Genomic DNA, 19,053 nt, shown 5'->3' on the forward strand with positions numbered 1-19,053 from the left:
TTGTCTTCTAAAACCGATCATATTGTAGCGCATCTTTTTCGTACGGAATACGGAAAACTGGTCGCCATTTTAACCAGAATATTTGGAGCTGCCCATATACAGCTGGCAGAAGATATTGTTCAGGACACCCTGATCTCGGCCCTGGATGACTGGAGCAAAAATGGAGTACCAGAAAACCCTGAAGGATGGTTAATGCTGGTGGCTAAAAGAAAGGTTCTCAATGAACTTAAACGCAACAAGATGAAACGGGAACATCATCTGCAGAAGATGCAGAATGAGTACAGCCCAGAGGAAATTGGAACCATTTTTTTTGAAAATGAAATCCAGGATAGCCAGTTAAGAATGATCTTCACCTGTTGCCATCCCGATTTAAATACAGAATCGCAAATTTCGCTTATTCTGAAAACACTTTGCGGATTTGGAGTAAAAGAGGTAGCGAATGCCTTACTCTCCAATGAACCTGCCATTAACAAGAGGTTATACCGGGCAAAGAACACTATTAGAGAATCCAATCTGTTATTTGAAATTCCCGAAGGAAAAGAACTGGAAAGCAGACTTGAAACGGTCTTACTCACTCTCTACTTACTTTTCAACGAAGGCTATAATTCCAGCGTAGGGGACGATATTATTAAAAAAGATCTTTGTCTGGAAGCGGTAAGATTAACAAAATTACTCAGCACCCATTTTAGAGAGAATAGAAGAACATCAGCATTACTGGCATTGATGTGTTTCCATATTGCCAGATTTGAAGCCAGGATAGATGATCACGGTGGCATTGTACTCTTCGAAGATCAAAATCGTGATCTATGGAATATGGAAATGATAGAAATAGGAATGGCCCATCTAAGATCTTCCCTCGGCGATTCTTCGCTTTCTTCTTATCATATAGAAGCTTGTATCGCTGCCGAGCATTGTTCTGCTAATAGTTTTGAAAGTACCAACTGGAAAAGTATTCAGAAATTATATCGCCTTCTGGAAAATTTTAAACCGAATGCCATCATAAAACTTAACCTTGCAATCATCGAAAGCAAGTTTAAAGGCTATAAGGCATCCCTTAAAATGCTAAAGGATCTCGCCGAAGAAAAGGAACTTAAGAATTATCATTTACTTCCAGCTACCCAGGGAATTTTCCATATGAAACTAGGAAATTATAATGAGGCAATTAAATTTCTTGAAAAAGCTCAGAAATTAAATCCGTCAGCAGCAGAAAACAGCCACATAAACAGCAAAATTTTAGAATGCAAAAACTCACTCTCTTCCTGATTTTTAAAGAGAGTGAGCTTATCATTTTACCAGGCCTGCCCTTCTCCGATCTCACAATAAGAAACAAGACTATCCATAAAATGCCGCCAACCCTGTTTGGTCATCTCAAAAGGCTCCTGGCCTTTCCATTTTTCATCAAATTCAGAATGGGAGAAAATAACTTCAGCTCCGTCTTCAGTCTTAGAAATTTCAGTAGTTAATTTAGTCCCAATCCATGCTGGGTTGGGATTATCTATACACTCCCAAACTACTTTTTTGTTTGAATCAAGGCGTATTGTTTCAAATCCCATAGGTACAATAGTACCTTGTTTGTTGAATTTTAAAAGAGACTTTTCTCCTTCAGCCTCACCCACCTTAGCATCTTTACACCACCATCCTGTAATTCCTTTTTCAGTAGATACCGCTTTGAAAATAGTTTCAGGTGAGGTTTTGATCGTTAAATTGTGTTTAATTTCCATTTTGATTCCTATTAATTAATACTCTTTAACCCTATAACAAATGAAGAACGGGAATTAGGACAAAAACTAGATTTTTTCTTTTTGAATTTCAATTCATATTAAAAAGAATACCCATAAGCATTTTTAAAAATGCACATATTAGATTTCTGCTGAGATTCTAATAAAGTGTTTATATCATAAGTTCTAACTATACCTATCTTTAGTATCCTTAAATTTGAAAAAACACTACAACTTTGAAAGATATTCAAAATAGAAAAGACATAGAATTACTAGTTGATGAATTCTATAAATTGGTAATTAAAGATGAATTAATTGGCCATCTTTTCACACAGATAGTAAAACTAGATTGGAACGTTCATATTCCGGTGATGTATGATTTTTGGGAAACCAGTCTGCTTGGAAAAACAAAATATAAAGGAAATCCTATGCTAAGGCATATTGAATTAAACAGGAAAGAAACTTTAAAACCTGAACATTTTGATCGCTGGCTAAGCCTTTGGGAACAAAGTATTAAATCGAACTTTAAAGGAGAAAAAGCAGGGATGGCTATCCAAAGAGGGCATCAAATTGCTGAGTTAATGAAATTTAAAATCGAAAAGCACTCCTAAAGGGAGAGCTTATAAACCATAAAATAACAGATTATGAAAATTCTTGTCACTTGTTCGCTGCTCCTTTTTTTCACCCTATCTCTAAAAGCTCAAACTCCGGAACAAAGACTCTCACAGCTGGAAATTGAATTACCTGAAGTAACAAAACCTTCAGCCAACTTCGTAAAATGGCGTAAAGCAGGGAACCTCCTTTTTTTATCTGGAGATGGTAGTAGTAAGAAAGGAAAGTTAGGTAAAGACATCACGATCCAGGAAGGCTATGAGGCTGCTCGCCAAACAGGAATTGAAATTATTGCCACGCTTAAGGAGGCATGTGGCGATTTAAGTAATATCAAACAATTTGTAAAAGTACGCGGAATGGTAAATTCTACTCAAGATTTTTACGATCAGCCCAAGGTGATCAATGGATTTTCAGACCTTATGGTAGAAGTCTTTGGTGAAAAAGGAAAACATGCCCGGGCTGCAGTAGGTCATTGTTCCCTACCTTCTAACATCGCTTTGGAAATTGAGGTCATCGTTGAACTGGAAGAATAAAAAAACTCAAACTGAAAGCCTGGTATTTAATTAGATATTAAAATCTCTAAAAGTTTAGCTTTCTCACCTTGAATAATAACTGAATTTGCCATTGCAGGTATTAAGATTGATTCTCCATATTCAATTACTTCTTCCTTACCGTCAACATCGATTTTCGCCGTTCCTGAAACGTTCATAAAAATAACAAAGGAATCTAACAATGAATAATCTTTTACCGCCTTACTATGTACTTCGATAATATTCGTTGTAAAAAATTCACAGTCTACTAGATTGATAGACTCATTTTTCACTGGCTCGTAATCCACGGTATAATCATCCTTAAGATTAAAATTCATAGCCTGACCTGCTGACTCTATATGTAGTTCTCGTGAAGTACCATTTTCATCCACTCTATCCCAGTCATAGACTCTATATGTTACATCTGAAGTTTGTTGAATTTCAGCTAACATAACCCCTTCTCCAATGGCATGAACTTTCCCAGCCTTAATAAAGAAAGTATCTCCTCGATCTACTTTAATGAAATTGAGATGATCTGTTATAGTCCCTTTTTTCAAGCTTTCACTATATTCTTCAGGACTTATTTTATTCTTCCATCCAACGTTTATCATAGAACCAGGATCAGCTTGCATAATATACCACATTTCGGTTTTTCCATAGGAGTTATGCTTTTTCCTAGCCATTTCATCCCCTGGATGTACCTGAACGGATAAGTTTTTAGAAGCATCAATATATTTGATCAGTAATGGAAAATTACCGCCAAATTTATCAACTACGTACTTCCCTAAAATTTCATTTTGAAAAACCTCAAGTAATTCGACAAACTTTAAACCTTTATATACTCCATTATTCACCTCAGAAATATCACCTTTTACAGTCGAGATTTCCCAACTTTCACCTGCTTGAGCAGAAGCCGACTTGCCTAGAAAATCCTTCAATTTCGAACCTCCCCAGATTTTATCTTTTAAAATGGGTTTAAATTTAATTCCGTAAGGGATAAATTCTTTATTCGATTTCATTTCAATCTTTTTACCGTCAATTATTCAAATTATAACATGAAAGATAGTCCAGGTAATTCTGACTACCGATTCTTAAACGATGCTTCTATTTCTTCCAGTGATTTACCTTTGGTTTCGGGCATCATGAAATGAACAAAAAGTAATTGTAATCCCATTAACCCTGCAAAAATCACAAAAAGCATCCATGGTTGCAGCACATCAAGTAAAACTGACCCAAACAGTGTCACAAGCGCTGCAAAAACCCAATGGGTTCCACTTCCCCACGCCTGACCATAGGCTCTAACTTTATTCGGGAATATTTCCGAAATAAACACCCAGATCACTGCGCCCTGGCCTATCGCATGGCTTCCAATGAACATTAGAATAAACACTAATTTTGATATGGCAGCCGAATCACTCAGAAATAAGTAACTCACCATGGCAAGACTGATTATATATCCAATTGAGCCTATATACATAAGACTCTTTCTTCCTGTGCGATCGATTAGATAAACCCCTAGCAATGTAAAGAGAAGATTAACAACACCTATAGCTATGGAGCTGAAAAGAGAATCTTCTGTACCAAACCCCGCTTTTTCGAGAATCTCGGGTGCATAATACAATATGAAATTGATTCCGGATAGCTGGTTAAAAAATGCAATTAAAAATGCCAGGGTCAATGGAAAGCTGTATTTCTTTGAAAACAATTGGGAACTGCTACTCTTACTTCGCTCCTGGTCGTTTTCCATATCCTTAAGAGTAATTTCAGCAGCTTTAATAGAACTAGTCTTCACCAAAACCTTTAGGGCTTCATCTGCCTTATTCTGATGAAGGTATAACCAACGTGGACTCTTAGGCACCCCCAATACCAAAACGGTATAGATCAATGCTGGAATAGCCTCCACTCCCAGCATCCATCGCCAGTCATTATCGCCACCTACACCTTCAAGAAGGTAATTACTCAAGTATGCGATCAGGATACCGAAAACAATATTAAACTGATATAAAGAACCGAGAGTACCCCGATTCTTTGGGTTCGAAATTTCTGAAATATAGGTGGGTGCTGCAATAGACGAAATTCCCACTCCAAGACCTCCTATAAAGCGGAAAAAGGAAAAGCTGTATGGATCCGGAGCGAGTCCCGAACCAATGGCCGAAATAAAATAGAGTATCCCTATACCTATGAGCGTATTCTTTCTTCCAAATTTATCGGTAGGTATTCCCGCTATTAAAGCTCCAATTACAGTTCCCCAAAGCGCCATAGACATGATAAAAGTCCCATGAAACCAGCCAGAAGTGTCCCAGAGTTCCTTAATTGGAAGGTTTGCACCTGAGATAACCACTGTGTCAAAACCAAATAGAAATCCGGCCATTGCCACAGTAATGGAATAATATAATAATCTTTTGTTCATTACTTAAAGGCTTTTTTAATTTGAGCTTTAATTTAATCTTGCATAATTAGATTATAAACAACTACAAATAAACACGATACGCCTGGATCATTATGAAAAATGATTCAGAAATAAAATGTAAAAGACTATAAAAAAAGACTTTTTAAAGGTTCTTTTTTCTGTGATCTTTAGAAATTCATGGTTAAAGAAGGGCATGTTTAAACCCAAATAGGGTTCATCTTTAAAGGACAGTCCGTATTCGAACTTCAGGTTTAAACAAGCCTTATAAATAATTGTGATATTTTAATCTCTATCTTCAGATTTAACTACTCCTACCATACTATCTGCAGTACCGTAATACAGGTACCAAGCATTGTTAAAATATACTAGACCTTCGATAAAGGTAGTTCCATCTTTATATTGCCCTGACTTCTCAAAATCTAATTCGGGTTTAATGAATGGTTTATCACTACGATCAAGGATCTTCCATGGTTCCTCAGCATCGTACAAAGCCTGACCTCCTGTATAGATCCGATTTCCGAGCTCTTCTACTCCAATATTCTTTGAGTTTCCCGCATTATATAGCACCACGATTCCATCTTCGGTAAGAACTGGAGGTGGTCCGGCTTCAACTAACCATGAATCGAAATAACCTGGACGAGGACTAAGCACAGGAGAAATGTTTCCTTCATAATCTTCTACCGGTTCCCAATTTACAAGGTCTGTAGAACTTGCCAACCAGATGTGAGGAACTCCAAAATACATCCAGTATTTCCCGTTGATCTTAGTTGCAACCAGTTTTCCTTCTTGGTTAAGTTTACTAACTATGGCACCAGACTTGCTTTCCATATCATTGTACTTACCGTCTTTATATTCTGCAAAGGCAGGCCCTTGTTTTTCCCAATTTTTGAGATCGTCTGAAGTTGCAACTGCTAGACGTGGAATATCCCTATTCCATTGAGTATAGGTTAACACATATTTACCATCTTCTGTTTCTACAATTCGAGGATCTTCTGTTCCTCCCGTCCATTCATATTTTTTTTGATCGTCATTATCAGGATAAAAAACAGGCTTTTCCTTTCTAGTATAATTCACACCATCTTCAGACTGAGCAAGCCCAAGTCTAGAAGTATGGGTTCCTATCCCATCCTCTCCTACTCGCTCTTCAGCTCTGTAAAACACATTTATCTTACCGTCCTTTACAATGGCTGCAGGGTTAAAGGTGGCCATAGATTCCCAATTCACCACTCTACCTGTCATAGGATCGTTGAAGGTAGAAAGAGTGTCTTTTGAAATGATCGGTTTTTCCTCGGTAAATCGCTGAAATGGACCCATCATCCAACCTTTTTCATTGGTTTCCTGCCCAATCATTTGAATGCCACTCAAGCAAAACACATAGAACAAGGCGATATTTAGTAAGCTTAATTTTTTCATATCTTATAGTTATATTTTTTGATTTATCCGGCTCCTCCCATAGGTAGCCAGATCCTTTTATTATTTAGTATCCTGGATTCTGAGATATTTGTCCTCCAGATTTATCTATCTCTCCCTGTGGAATTGGGTATAGATAATTGAAGTCCTGAAAATTCTTACCTAAATTGGTAAGAACTTCGTTTGCGAGCTCCCATCTCTTAAGGTCCATAAATCTTTGAGATTCGAAACCTAATTCCACTCTTCTCTCGTGAATAAGTGCAGCCAATGCTTCATTTTGTGACAAACCTTGTCCGGAATATGGAGGAAGAGCATCTGCGGGAGTCTCACTTCCGTTTACGGCCTGAGTATTTCTGGCTCTCTCACGAATTTGATCTACTATTGCAAGTCCTTCTTCTATCTGTCCAAGCTGAATTAACGCTTCTGCTCTCCATAACAATACATCTGCATACCTTATATAGATTTTGTTTCCTGGAGAATCCGCATTTCCTTTAAAACTACCATCGGTAGAGCCCAAAAGCTTATGTACTTCCTGGGCCTCTACATCTACAGTATAACCTAACCTAGGATCGTTGTTTTCAAAAGAAGCAATGAAATCATCTGACGGAGCAACAAACCCCCATCCCATTAATGCGGCAAGGCCATTACCCTTACTCGGATTCACACCCTGCTGATGATCATATGCAAAAATCACTTCGTCTTCTGTGAATTCCTTTGTCACATCAAAAGAATCGAAATAACTTTCATTGAGAGAATAAAATCCCCAGGACTGTAGTTCATCCACATAAGAAATTACACTATTCCAGTCCCCATCATATAAAGCTACTTTTGCCTGCATAGATTTAGCAGCTCCAATAGAAACTCTCCAGGGCTCTGAAACACTTGAATATTTCTGTTGAGGTAGCATTGAAACAGACATTTCAAGGTCAGATTTTATAAACTCTATAACCTCTTCTTTTGGTGTTCTGGCTGTAACCTCATAAGCTTCGGAGAAATTAGCTAATGGTTCAGTCAATAAAGGAACATCTCCAAAGTTATTCACCAAATCAAAATAATAAAAAGCTCTAAGGAAGTAAGATTCTCCAAGAAGCCTGTCTCTGGTAGCTGCATCCAGGTCTGTACTAGCTATCACTTCATCCTGTTCCAGGATATTTATTGCCTGATTGGCGCGAGCTATACCTTCATAATTGTAACTCCACTGCCCATTAAAGGCACCATTCATTGAAGTAAAGTTAAATGCAGCAATCTGGTCCATCCAGGCCTGATCCCCGTCAGGATTCCACTTTTTCTCCATATCTCCGGAAGCAATATCCTGAAGGATAAAGTCGTCTCTCAATACCGTAGCACCATCCCAGTTCCACTCCCCAATAATATTCAGGGTACTTGAAAGGGTTTGATAGGTTGAGTTAACACTGGATGTAATCGAAGATACAGTTGGTTCAGCATTGATCTGATCTTGTGTGATAAGACCAATTGGCTCCTTATCCAAATAGGAATCACAGCCCGTAATAAATACGGCTGAAGCGATTATTAATATATTAGGAATATGTTTCATTGTATTCATTTTTTTTGTTTCTAATTAAAGTGATTTAGAAGCTTGCATTTACACCAAATAATACGGTTAAAGACTGCGGGTATGTTCCAAAATCTATAAGGTCTGTAGATTCTGGGTCAAGTCCTGAGTAATCTGTAAATGTCAATAGATTCTGTCCTGAAACGTAGAACCTTATATTTCCTAGACCCGATAATTTATCGGAATCAAGGCTGTAACCCAATTCAATATTCTTAAGTCGAAGATAAGAAGCATCTTCCACAAAGATATCAGACACCTTACTGCTTCCGTTATCGCTAAAGCTCACTCTTGGGATAGTGTTTGTAGAACCTTCTCCGTCCCAGGCGCCCAATACTCGATCAGTGTAATTGAACGGTCTTGTATCATAATCGATAATCTTCTTAAGATCATTGTACCTATCTACACCATTCACACCTTGAAATAATAAACTTAAATCGACAGCCTTGTAATTGAGGTTAAAGTTCATACCGTAGGTTAACTTAGGATTAGGATTCCCAATAAAATCGCGGTCATTATCATTAATGATCCCATTCCCGTCCAGATCCCTGAATTTGATATCCCCCGGTTGTTGCGGTGGATTTGCAGTCCCTGATAAATGTTCACTTACCTCGGCTTGGTTCTGATAGATCCCTTCCTGTACAAAACCGTAATAAGCATTCAAAGGATGCCCGGCCTGTGTTCTTGTAACTCTTCCATTAATATAAGGAAGATTTGGGTGTAATGATTGCACTTCGTTTTTAAGAGTCGCCATATTCGCACTTATCTCGAACTGTAATGGATTATCGAAATTCCTGTAAGAAAGAGCAAATTCAAAACCACTATTCTCAACCTCTCCTGCATTTAGAAAAGTTGGTGATACATCTCCAACAAACTGTGGTAGGGAAATAGGCAACAAAATATCAGATGTATTTTTCTTGAAATAATCTGCGCTACCATATAACCTGTTTTTAAAAAAACCAAAATCAACCCCCACGTTAGCCTGAGTTGTAGTTTCCCATTTCAGGTCAGGATTACCATATCTGCTAATTAAGTACCTGTCTGCATCTCTTCTATAAAGCGTAAGATAGGCATAGTTAGGAATTTCCTGGTTACCCAATTGCCCCCAGCTTCCTCGAAGCTTTAATTCTGAAAGCCAGTCAGTATCTTGCATAAATTCTTCTTCAGTGATCATCCAACCTGTAGAAAGAGACGGGAAATAACCCCATTTATTTTCTTCAGCAAAACGAGAGGAAGCATCTGCTCTTAGATTGGCTGTTAGCATATACCTGTCATCATAAACATAGGTAGTTGAGGCAAAGTATGAAAATAGTGCCCACTCTTCAGCAAGACCGCCATTCCAAAGGTCACGCTCTGTTCCTCCAAAATCTATATACCTGAAATTAGGGTCGGTGAAATCATATCTCAACCTTGAAGCGCTAAGGTTAGCAGATTCGTTAACAATAAATTCTGTCCCTAAAAGTACACTTATTGAATGTTTATCGAATTCCTTATCAAAATGAAGACTATTGTTCCAAGTTATGGTAAAGTCCTGCCCTCTAGACTCAGATAGTGAACTTGGACGATTCTGTCTTCCAAGACCCTGGTCTATTGCAGCTCCGTTCCCATCATCATCTCCAAAGTTCTGGTTAAATGCTTTTGAATGGAAAAAGTTGAGATCTGCTCCAAAATTCGTTTTAAATCTAAGTGACTTATCTTTTAAAATATCATACTCAGCAAAAACGCTTCCGAAAGTCTTAAAGGTTGAAGTTTCATCGTCTGTAAAATATGCTAGAGCAATTGGATTCTGACTATATTCATATTTGCTACTCTCATAACTATCGGGTCCTTGGTAAAAGGGAAGGTCTGTGAAAGGATCTTCTTCCGAATAAGTTGGATCTGATGGATCTTTGAATACAGGAATATTAGGTGGACGTAAAAACGCATGTCTTATTATTCCTGGTGCATCCCCACTGGAAGATATTCTATCCTGAGTATTATAAGACATCTGAACATTTGCACCAATCATAACTCTATCCAATACCCGAGAACTTATATTAGAACGGAAATTCAATTTTCTGAACTTATCATTGTCATATACTACAGTTCCGTCCTGACTGAAATAACCTCCGGAAATCAAGTAATTTGTCTTTTCATTTCCACCTGAAGCCGAAATATTTAAGTTATGGGTTCGCCCTAATTCAAACAATTCATCCAGGTAATCTACATCACCAAAATCTGACCGACCGATATCCTCAGTATAAGGATTTACTCCTTCATAACCTGCATTATCCCAGGCCTGCTCAACAGTTTGCATGTATTGATCAGTATTAAGCATAGTAGGAAGATTAATTACCTTTTGAATCCCTCCAAAATAATTTACTTTAAACTGTCCACCTTGCTTACCTTCTTTAGTTTTTATAACGATAACACCTCCTGCTGCCCGTGACCCATAGATAGAAGCTGCTGCCGCATCTTTAAGCACGGTCATTGACTGGATGTCGGCCGGATTAAGAAAAGATATCTCGCGACTGGGTATACCATCTATAATATAAAGTGGATTATTGTTTCCAATAGTACCATTCCCCCTAATTCTTACTTGAACTTCGTCTCCTGGAGCACCGGTACTCTGGGTAATATTCACACCAGCAACCTGACCTTGAAGAGCCTGAGTCACTTCAGAAACCCTTCTGGTTTCCAACTTCCCAACATCCACTGATGAAACCGCTCCAGTAATAGTTGATTCTTTCTGGGATTTATAACCTACCACTACGAGTTCATCCAGCTCAGCTATGTCCTCCTTCAGTGTTACATCTATTCTGGTGCGCCCGTCAATTGTTGTTTCAAAAGACTGATATCCCACAAACGAATAAACCAGCACTGCATCGTTATTTGAAACTTCAATAGAATATTCTCCGTTAAAATCGGTAACTGCACCATTAGAGGTTCCCTTCTCTACAACCGAAACTCCTGGCAAAGCGCCACTAGCATCGGTAATCACTCCTGTAACCGTTTGTGCATACACCGCACCTCCCGTACATATAGCCCATATCATCAATAGACTAAAAATCAAGTTGTTTTTCATCATAATAAACCTTTCATAAGATTAATAATAAAGTTGATTTTTGTTATTTTATTCATTGATAAAAAATTTACATTCGCCTTAGAACTATCAGATTAATCTGAAAACCTAAAACTTAATATTTCTCATAATCGAGATCCCTCTGTGCTTTTTCTTAAGAGATTAACTGGTAAAGAATCTAAAGACTTGAACACATTTCTTTAAATCTTATTCTTTCATCATAACTCATCTGAAATAACTCCAGAGGCAGCAAGGTATTGGCTTTAGCGAGGAAGGAAACCGTACAACCTTCATGGTCCCTCAAAGGAGCAATCAGCTCTATCCTCGCTTTTTTAATATCTGGTAATTTTAATTTGGTTAGATAGTCAATTTGCTTTTCTTCAAGATTTACTATTTCCAGGAAAGTGTGTAAAAGATCAAATTGTTTAACACTTTGGTCGAGAATATTCAGGTAATAGCCAGATAACTTATCTCCAAAAACTTTAAGATTTAAAGCTTGGAAAATTCCGGATAATAATCCTCCAAATAGCAATAGAGTAAGTGAAGAATAAAGAACCTGGAAATTAAAGGACATGTTAATAAATGTTAAACACTAGCTTAGTTAATATCTATATCTTCCTATGAATCCTGGTCGTACTATATCGTTATAATATAAACCTATATCGAAAGACAATATTTAGTAAAACGTTTTAGTAAATCGTTTTACTAAGTGGCTAATATATATATCATGATTCTATTTACCAAACTATTAGGTCCGAAGAAACCTAATTTTTTAAAAAGGAAATAAAATTATAGACCTTAGATTGAACTATCTTCAGGAGTAAGCTGGGAAGAATCCCTCTTTATCAAGTGGCCCTTTAAGACTTTCTGAAATTTAACAGTTTCTTTATATTCTGATTTCAGTAAATTTAAGGTTCCTTTAATAAGTTCATCTGCCAATTTACTCACTGGTTGGGAGACGACACTAATTGATGGGGAATAAAGCTCGAATAAATCACGATCATCAAAAGTAATCACCGAGACATCCTTAGGAATATTAAGCGATTCTTCTTTCAACACTTTAAGTCCACTAATTGCAAGACTGTTGGTAGCAAAGAGCAAAGAATCAATTTGAGGATTCTTTTTCAAAAACTCACGTATCATTTCCTTTCCGGTTCCGGTCTTCACCTTATCAAAGGGAATTAAAACCGAAAATTCGTTCTTTCCCTTGGCTTTAACCCCCTGCCTATAGCCCTCAAGCCTTTCAAGTGTTGGAGATATGTCAGATTTAAGCCCTATGAAGCCCACATTGTTAAATCCGGTTTCGAACAAATAACTTGTTGCTTGTTTAGAGCCTTCTATATTATCAAGAACTACATAATTATGATCTAAATCATCATAATATCTATCAAACACCATTACGACCTGTTTTCTTTCATTAATAAGAACTTCTAATTCTTCTCTAAAGCCTTCTGGAGGTGTTATAATAAAAGCATCAACTTGCCTTTCTTTAAAGAGATTTAATAATTCTATTGCTCTCTCTTTATTATTTTCAGTACTACAGTAAATAATCTTATATCCATTTTCAAATGCAATTCCTTCCATTTCTTTTGCTATAGCAGAAAAAAACGGATCAGAAATATCTTCAGCCATAAAAACTATTGTTTTAGTTTTTCCCGTCCTTAGAGTTTGAGCACTGGAGTTAGGTATATAACCAACCTCCTGGATATAATCTTCTACCCTTTTAATAACTTTTTTACTAATCCTATTCTCAGCTTTATTGTTGATTATAAAAGAAATAGTTGTAGTTGAGATCCCTAGCTCCTCAGAAATATCCTTAATAGATATTTTTCGTTTTTTTTTCATTTTAATTTAGATTATAAAATATGGAATATGTATACATATTCAGAAGCTTTTGAAGGGACCAATAATAAAAGCCAATGAAGAGTTTGGCCTCAAATCTATTAAAACAATGGTTATAAGTCAAAATTTTTTAAATCTATTGATAAGACCTTGTGATATATTAATACTGAATTTCAGCATATAATTTCAGCCACACCACAGTAAAATATGTTTAAGAGGTAGATTCTAGAGTATTAAATTTTCAATCAAGTGCTACTCTATGGGCGGAACAAACCAAAATAAAAAATCCGCAAAACACTATTATTTCGGTGTCTGCGGATTTATTTTGTGACCTCGCCAGGGTAACAACTTAATTCAAAATTACCAGCATTTACTAGTGTTTATAATTCCCTTTTTAATTCAAGGGCTAATTATAGGGCTAATTTTGGGAAGATATTATTTGTTAGATTTCCTTTAATGATGAAGATGAAACTTTCAGTTCGGTATCACATTTTTGTTTATAGAACTCAAAGAAATATTTATCATTAAAATTGAAAAATTCCTTTTTCACATAAACCATTTCTAAATTAACCTCTCTCCCAAGTTTGTACATACCTTTATCTACACACAAGTAGGCATCGACATCATTATAAATTCCTGAAGCTAAAATCATTAAATCTTTAGTCAGTATCTCTCTATTGACCTTAGAATTAATTTCTCCCCATTTTGATAAAATATCTTTCGCATAATTCACCCCTAATTTTTCCACAAACTCTAGGCTAAAAATATTAGCCACATCTTCATCAAAATCAATAACTTGGACGTTATTTGCATTTAGAGCCTGAATTATGAGCTTAGTTTTCTCGGAACTAGACGGCTGGGTAGAATCAATAATTTCTGCGATACTGATAGAGGAAATATAGTATCGCCTTTTGGCCTTTTTATTATCGCTTACCTGAGCTTCTGTATTTGACAAAAACTCTACAAGAGAATTGGCAAATTCATTCGCTGGTTTACCATTTTTTTTAAAATCCAGAACCCTAATCAATACACTCGTATCAAGTAGAATTCTCTGCCAATTGATTAGTCCCATTAAAATAATTTATTCGTAAATAAAGTTTAATTCACTTAAGTCTATTTCATCAATATTGTAGGGGAAATTTTTATCTGCCTTAGCTTTAAATGATATTAATTTTGCACTTAATATTCTCTCTGATGTAAGGGATTTTTTGAGTCTCACTTTTACTCTAACCTTAGCCCTTCGATAGTATTTAGCAAGCTCATCATGTTGGTCCTGTTCGATAAATATTTTGAAATTTTTCTCACCTGAAATGTAGATATGTAAATTACTTGGATTTAATTCCTTATCTCCTATTTCGGTTATGAAACCTTCATAACTCTTATTGCTAAAATAATACTCAATTGATTTTTCCTCAAAACCATATGGAAGTGTTACTACAGGTTGTTTATCAGAATTTAAAATTTCTAAATACCACTTTTCCTTCATTGGTTTAGCAACCGCTTTTTTGAATTTTAATTTTGAAGGAGATAGTTCTAAATCTCTTTTTTCAATTATTTCCTGTCCTAAATCTTCCACTCTTTTCTCTAAGAATTTATTAGTGGTAGCAAATCCTACTTGGTAGCAATTATCTGTAACTTGAGATAAAACTATATTATCCTTTTTCTTTGCAGAAATAGCTGAAAAAAGGGATTTTAGTATTTCTCCTAAATCATAGATAGAAACAGCATTATTGAAATCAATACTATCATCCTCACTATTAAATTTCAGATAAAAATTGGCCATGCTATTAGTCAGAAGGTCTTTTTATACAGGTATCTAAACACTCAACCAATATACAATAAGTTTTGAATTCAATATTTTTATTTACTCTCAACCGTGAAAGTTCAATTTTTTAGATTAAATAATTAACTTCACGGAGCAAAACTATCCGACTTTAATGGAACTAAAATTCTTAAAACCACGTAAGGCTCTCAATAAAGCATATCTTAAAGTAAAACCTAACCGCTCATCAATTGAAGTTTTTAAAACCAACCTTACTCAATTATTAGATAGGACTAATGACGTAGAGTCTGAGGAGTTTCATAAAAACCTTATTTCTGATTTTCTCAAAAAAACATACTATGATCCCAACCATTTCATAAATACGAAAGGTAGAAATGATTTAGTAATTCATAATGATAAAAAAGCTAATAGTTCAGTAGGAGTAATAATTGAAGCAAAGAAGCCAACAAATCGTTCTGAAATGCTTACCAAGCATAAATTGAATGTTAAGGCATTTCAAGAATTGATCCTTTATTATTTAAGAGAACGGATTACGCATAAAAATTTAGAAATTAAGTATTTAATTGCGACTAATATTAATGAATGGTTCATTTTTGATGCCAATATTTTTGAAAAGCATTTTGCCCAAAGTAAATCTCTTGTTAAACAATTCACCGATTTTGAAGATGAAAGATTAGCAGGGAAAACCACAGAGTTTTTTTATAAGGAGATTGCGGAACCCTTTATCGACAGTTTAAAAAGTGATATCGAATTCACTTTTTTTGATATTCGTAACTATGAAAAACCTCTTCGAAATAATAATCCAAAGGACGATAACAAACTCATTGCTCTCTTTAAACTTTTATCCCCTGAGCATCTTCTTAAACTCCCCTTTATAAATGATAGTAATAGTTTAGACCAAAGGTTTTATGGAGAACTACTACACATTATCGGATTATCGGAAATTAAAAAGGGAAGTAATAAACTGATCCAACGAAAAAAAGAAGGAGATAGAAATACGGGCTCCTTAATTGAAAATTCAATTATCCAAATTGATAGCCTTGATAAACTAAGTAGGTTAAATAATCCAAGTCATTTTGGCAACTCTAAGGAAGAACGTTTATTTAATGTTTCACTAGAATTAACCATCACTTGGATCAATCGTATTTTGTTTCTTAAGCTACTAGAAGCTCAACTTAGCTCTTATCATAATGGTGATGATTCATATTTGTTTTTAAATATTTCAAAGGTTCATAATTATGACGATCTAAATACATTATTCTTCCAAGTTTTAGCGAAGGAACAATCTGATCGGAATCAAGATGTTAAACAATTATTTGAAAAAATCCCATATCTGAATAGTTCATTATTTGAACCAACTGGTATCGAACATGCTACCCTACTTATAAGTAATTTAAGTGATGATAAGACAATTCCTGTTTATTCATCTACTGTGCTAAAAAATAAAAACGGCAAAAAACAGATAGGAGAGCTAAATACGTTAGAATATTTATTCAAATTTTTAGATGCCTATGACTTCAGTAGTGAAGGTTCAGAAGAAATACAAGAAGAAAATAAAACATTAATTAATGCATCAGTATTAGGATTAATTTTTGAAAAAATAAACGGATACAAGGACGGATCATTTTTCACACCTGGTTTTATCACCATGTATATGTGTAAGGAGACAATTCGTAAAGCTATACTTCAAAGATTCAATAATGTCAAAAACTGGAATTGCAAAAACCTTGATGAATTATACAACAAAATTGATGACCGAAAGGAAGCCAATGAGATAACCAATAATTTAAAATTATGCGATCCTGCCGTAGGATCTGGTCACTTTCTTGTATCTGCATTAAATGAAATAATAGCAATAAAAAATGATTTGAGAATTTTGCAAGATAGAAATGGAAATCGTCTCAAAGAATATCAATTTGAAGTTATCAACGATGAATTGATAATTACCGATGAAGATGGTGAATTTTTCGAATACAATCCTTTAAATAAGGAAAGCCAACGTGTACAGGAAGCACTTTTTCATGAAAAACAAAACATAATTGAGAATTGTTTATTCGGAGTAGATATTAATCAAAATTCCGTTAAAATATGTCGACTAAGACTCTGGATTGAATTATTAAAGCACGCCTATTATAAAACTCCGAATGAACTAGAGACATTACCAAATATTGATATCAATATAAAATGTGGTAATTCACTTATAAGCAGATTTAAATTAGGCGCAGACCTCCAGGCTACACTTCGAAAAAGTGAAATTAGTATTGCTGAATATAAGAGTGCCGTTAAGACATACATGAATGCTAAGAGCAAGGAACAAAAAAGAGAAATGAAATCACTGATAAAAAAAATAAAAGGTGATTTTAAATCAACGTTCTACACCAATATCAAAGAAAATAAAGACCTGGCTCGATATCGAGGTCAACTAATCAATTTGCAGACAGCAAATATTGATTTATTCGGCACCAAAATGGATAAAAAAAAGATAAATATTGAAACGAAAAGGCTCAAAAAATTAATTGCTTCTCAAGAAAAAAAGGTCAACGAAATTATTAGCAATAAAGTATTCGAGGAAGCTTTCGAGTGGAGATTTGAATTTCCTGAAGTTCTTAATGATGATGGTGAGTATATAGGATTTGATGCTATAATAGGGAATCCTCCTTATTTCTCAATTAGCAAAGCACCAGAACTTAAACAGGTTTCGAAGAATTTCAAATCCTTCACATCATCTGGAGACATCTATTCATTATTTATTGAATTGTCTCATAAAATTTTAAAAAACAATGGAATATCTACCCTCATAATTTCAAACAAATGGATGAGAGCCAATTACGGTAAGAATATGCGAGAATATTTAGTAAAGCAAACTAATCCATTTAAACTTATTGATTTTGGCCAGAACTTAATATTTGAAAGCGCTATTGTTCATACAAATATTATTTCTTTCTCAAAGAATGAGTTTAAGTCTAATTTAGCCGCAGTTCGTTTTCCTAATAACTTTTTTAATCAAAATGTTTCATCCGAAGAGTTCTCAGATTTCATAAATGAAAATAAAATTCAACCAGTTAGGGTAAGTAAGGACATTTGGAATATTATTCCAAATTATCTTTATGAGCTCAAATTAAAGGCAGAAAATAAGGGTAGAAAATTATCAAAATGGAACATTGAATTTTATCGGGGATTCCTTACAGGATTAAACGATGCTTTCATTTTATCTAATGATATAGCCAAAAAATTACTAGAAGATGATCCTAATAATATACAATTAATAAAACCACTTTTAAGAGGAAGAGATATAAGACGATATTTTTACAACAACCCTACTTTAAGTGCTATTACTACTTTCCCAGCTCGTAATATTAATATTGAGAGTTACCCAATAATTGAGGAATATCTAAAGTCGTTTCAACCGAAAATAAAGCAAACTGGAGAAAAGTTTATTAATGAAGAGGGTGAAATTGAAAAAACAAGAAAAAAAACATCTCATAAATGGTATGAAACGCAAGATACTATTACCTACTATAAGGAATTTCTTAAACCAAAAATTATATTTTCTGAAATAGTAAGTGAGCCACAATTTTATTACGATGAAGAAGGCTTTTACCCTGAAGCAACAGCTTTTTTTATTTCTGGAAATAATCTAAAATATCTAACTGCCTTACTTAATTCTAAGGCCATTACTTTCTTGTTTAACACCTTTTATATGGGCGGAGAGCTTGTAGGCAAAATTAGATATAAGAAAGCCTTCCTAGAACAGGTCCCTATACCTGTACCTGATCAAAAAACAGAAGATGAAATAGGGGAAATTGTAGATCAAATTTTAAATTTAAAAAAGGAAAATTCCAACTTCGATAGTTTTTACCTCGAAGAAAAAATAAATAAAATGGTTTATGATTTATTTGATTTTAATGAGAGTGAAATTGAAGTTATCGAGAATTATAGTTCCTAAACTTAATTTTGAGCAACTCTTATGGGCTTTCATTTTGTAGTTTAAGGAAATATTAATTATTGATAATAAGTAGTTAAAACATCATTGAAATGAAAAAAGAGATACAAGTAAGACCTTGTTTAAGAAAGTACTTGTATCTCTTGTGCGATTTTTAAATTTGCCCTATTAATT

14 protein-coding genes are annotated in these 19,053 nt (G+C 34.9%); 4 read left to right on the forward strand and 10 right to left on the reverse strand.

What is annotated here, in order from left to right:
- Positions 1 to 1,263, forward strand: a complete 1,263-nt coding sequence (locus BLT95_RS06735; RefSeq protein ID WP_089665349.1) for a sigma-70 family RNA polymerase sigma factor — start codon at positions 1 to 3, stop codon at positions 1,261 to 1,263.
- Positions 1,264 to 1,289: 26 nt separating this feature from the next.
- Here BLT95_RS06735 and BLT95_RS06740 read toward each other — a convergent pair whose 3' ends face one another.
- On the reverse strand, positions 1,290 to 1,721 hold the full coding sequence (locus BLT95_RS06740) for an SRPBCC domain-containing protein (RefSeq protein WP_089665350.1): 432 nt from the start codon (positions 1,719 to 1,721) through the stop codon (positions 1,290 to 1,292).
- 233 nt (positions 1,722 to 1,954) lie between these two features.
- Between BLT95_RS06740 and BLT95_RS06745 the strand changes: the two genes are divergently transcribed.
- Both BLT95_RS06745 and BLT95_RS06750 read left to right on the forward strand, forming a co-directional pair.
- Positions 1,955 to 2,329, forward strand: a complete 375-nt coding sequence (locus tag BLT95_RS06745; protein ID WP_089665351.1) for a group III truncated hemoglobin — start codon at positions 1,955 to 1,957, stop codon at positions 2,327 to 2,329.
- 33 nt (positions 2,330 to 2,362) lie between these two features.
- The gene (locus tag BLT95_RS06750) at positions 2,363 to 2,863 is read left to right on the forward strand and encodes a RidA family protein (protein WP_089665352.1); all 501 of its coding nucleotides are present in this window, start codon (positions 2,363 to 2,365) and stop codon (positions 2,861 to 2,863) included.
- 26 nt (positions 2,864 to 2,889) lie between these two features.
- Here the strand turns inward: BLT95_RS06750 and BLT95_RS06755 are convergent, their stop codons facing one another.
- From BLT95_RS06755 to BLT95_RS06795, 9 genes are all read right to left on the reverse strand, one after another.
- Positions 2,890 to 3,879, reverse strand: a complete 990-nt coding sequence (locus BLT95_RS06755) for a type I phosphomannose isomerase catalytic subunit (protein WP_089665353.1) — start codon at positions 3,877 to 3,879, stop codon at positions 2,890 to 2,892.
- A 62-nt stretch (positions 3,880 to 3,941) separates the two neighbouring features.
- Complete coding sequence (locus BLT95_RS06760; RefSeq protein ID WP_089665354.1) at positions 3,942 to 5,270, reverse strand: sugar porter family MFS transporter; 1,329 nt, start codon at positions 5,268 to 5,270, stop codon at positions 3,942 to 3,944.
- Between the two features lie 282 nt (positions 5,271 to 5,552).
- Positions 5,553 to 6,683: a glycoside hydrolase family 130 protein gene (locus BLT95_RS06765; RefSeq protein ID WP_172822574.1), complete on the reverse strand. Its 1,131-nt coding sequence runs from the start codon at positions 6,681 to 6,683 to the stop codon at positions 5,553 to 5,555.
- 64 nt (positions 6,684 to 6,747) lie between these two features.
- A complete protein-coding gene (locus BLT95_RS06770) occupies positions 6,748 to 8,244 on the reverse strand; it encodes a RagB/SusD family nutrient uptake outer membrane protein (protein WP_231896425.1) in 1,497 nt (498 codons plus the stop codon).
- Between the two features lie 25 nt (positions 8,245 to 8,269).
- The gene (locus BLT95_RS06775; RefSeq protein WP_089665356.1) at positions 8,270 to 11,317 is read right to left on the reverse strand and encodes a TonB-dependent receptor; all 3,048 of its coding nucleotides are present in this window, start codon (positions 11,315 to 11,317) and stop codon (positions 8,270 to 8,272) included.
- A 172-nt stretch (positions 11,318 to 11,489) separates the two neighbouring features.
- On the reverse strand, positions 11,490 to 11,885 hold the full coding sequence (locus BLT95_RS06780) for a hypothetical protein (protein WP_089665357.1): 396 nt from the start codon (positions 11,883 to 11,885) through the stop codon (positions 11,490 to 11,492).
- 224 nt (positions 11,886 to 12,109) lie between these two features.
- Positions 12,110 to 13,156, reverse strand: coding sequence for a LacI family DNA-binding transcriptional regulator (locus BLT95_RS06785; protein WP_089665358.1), 1,047 nt, complete (start codon positions 13,154 to 13,156; stop codon positions 12,110 to 12,112).
- A 439-nt stretch (positions 13,157 to 13,595) separates the two neighbouring features.
- Positions 13,596 to 14,225, reverse strand: a complete 630-nt coding sequence (locus tag BLT95_RS06790) for a hypothetical protein (protein WP_089665359.1) — start codon at positions 14,223 to 14,225, stop codon at positions 13,596 to 13,598.
- Positions 14,226 to 14,234: 9 nt separating this feature from the next.
- Complete coding sequence (locus BLT95_RS06795) at positions 14,235 to 14,936, reverse strand: hypothetical protein (RefSeq protein WP_089665360.1); 702 nt, start codon at positions 14,934 to 14,936, stop codon at positions 14,235 to 14,237.
- 154 nt (positions 14,937 to 15,090) lie between these two features.
- Here BLT95_RS06795 and BLT95_RS06800 point away from each other — a divergent pair, with 154 nt between their 5' ends.
- Positions 15,091 to 18,882 carry an Eco57I restriction-modification methylase domain-containing protein gene (locus tag BLT95_RS06800; RefSeq protein ID WP_089665361.1) on the forward strand — a complete coding sequence of 1,264 codons (3,792 nt, stop codon included), beginning with the start codon at positions 15,091 to 15,093 and terminating at the stop codon, positions 18,880 to 18,882.
- Positions 18,883 to 19,053 lie beyond the last annotated feature (171 nt).

Origin of the sequence: Gramella sp. MAR_2010_147 (genome assembly GCF_900105135.1) — a bacterium.
In the GTDB taxonomy this organism is placed as follows: Bacteria; Bacteroidota; Bacteroidia; order Flavobacteriales; family Flavobacteriaceae; genus Christiangramia.

What these genes read in the sequence shown, in the direction of transcription:
- BLT95_RS06740 (WP_089665350.1), bottom strand. Translation starts at nt 1,721, where the DNA reads ATGGAAATTAAACACAATTTAACGATCAAAACCTCACCTGAAACTATT.
- BLT95_RS06750 (WP_089665352.1), top strand. Translation starts at nt 2,363, where the DNA reads ATGAAAATTCTTGTCACTTGTTCGCTGCTCCTTTTTTTCACCCTATCT.
- BLT95_RS06755 (WP_089665353.1), bottom strand. Translation starts at nt 3,879, where the DNA reads ATGAAATCGAATAAAGAATTTATCCCTTACGGAATTAAATTTAAACCC.
- BLT95_RS06760 (WP_089665354.1), bottom strand. Translation starts at nt 5,270, where the DNA reads ATGAACAAAAGATTATTATATTATTCCATTACTGTGGCAATGGCCGGA.
- BLT95_RS06765 (WP_172822574.1), bottom strand. Translation starts at nt 6,683, where the DNA reads ATGAAAAAATTAAGCTTACTAAATATCGCCTTGTTCTATGTGTTTTGC.
- BLT95_RS06770 (WP_231896425.1), bottom strand. Translation starts at nt 8,244, where the DNA reads ATGAATACAATGAAACATATTCCTAATATATTAATAATCGCTTCAGCC.
- BLT95_RS06775 (WP_089665356.1), bottom strand. Translation starts at nt 11,317, where the DNA reads ATGATGAAAAACAACTTGATTTTTAGTCTATTGATGATATGGGCTATA.
- BLT95_RS06780 (WP_089665357.1), bottom strand. Translation starts at nt 11,885, where the DNA reads ATGTCCTTTAATTTCCAGGTTCTTTATTCTTCACTTACTCTATTGCTA.
- BLT95_RS06785 (WP_089665358.1), bottom strand. Translation starts at nt 13,156, where the DNA reads ATGAAAAAAAAACGAAAAATATCTATTAAGGATATTTCTGAGGAGCTA.
- BLT95_RS06790 (WP_089665359.1), bottom strand. Translation starts at nt 14,225, where the DNA reads ATGGGACTAATCAATTGGCAGAGAATTCTACTTGATACGAGTGTATTG.
- BLT95_RS06795 (WP_089665360.1), bottom strand. Translation starts at nt 14,936, where the DNA reads ATGGCCAATTTTTATCTGAAATTTAATAGTGAGGATGATAGTATTGAT.
- BLT95_RS06800 (WP_089665361.1), top strand. Translation starts at nt 15,091, where the DNA reads ATGGAACTAAAATTCTTAAAACCACGTAAGGCTCTCAATAAAGCATAT.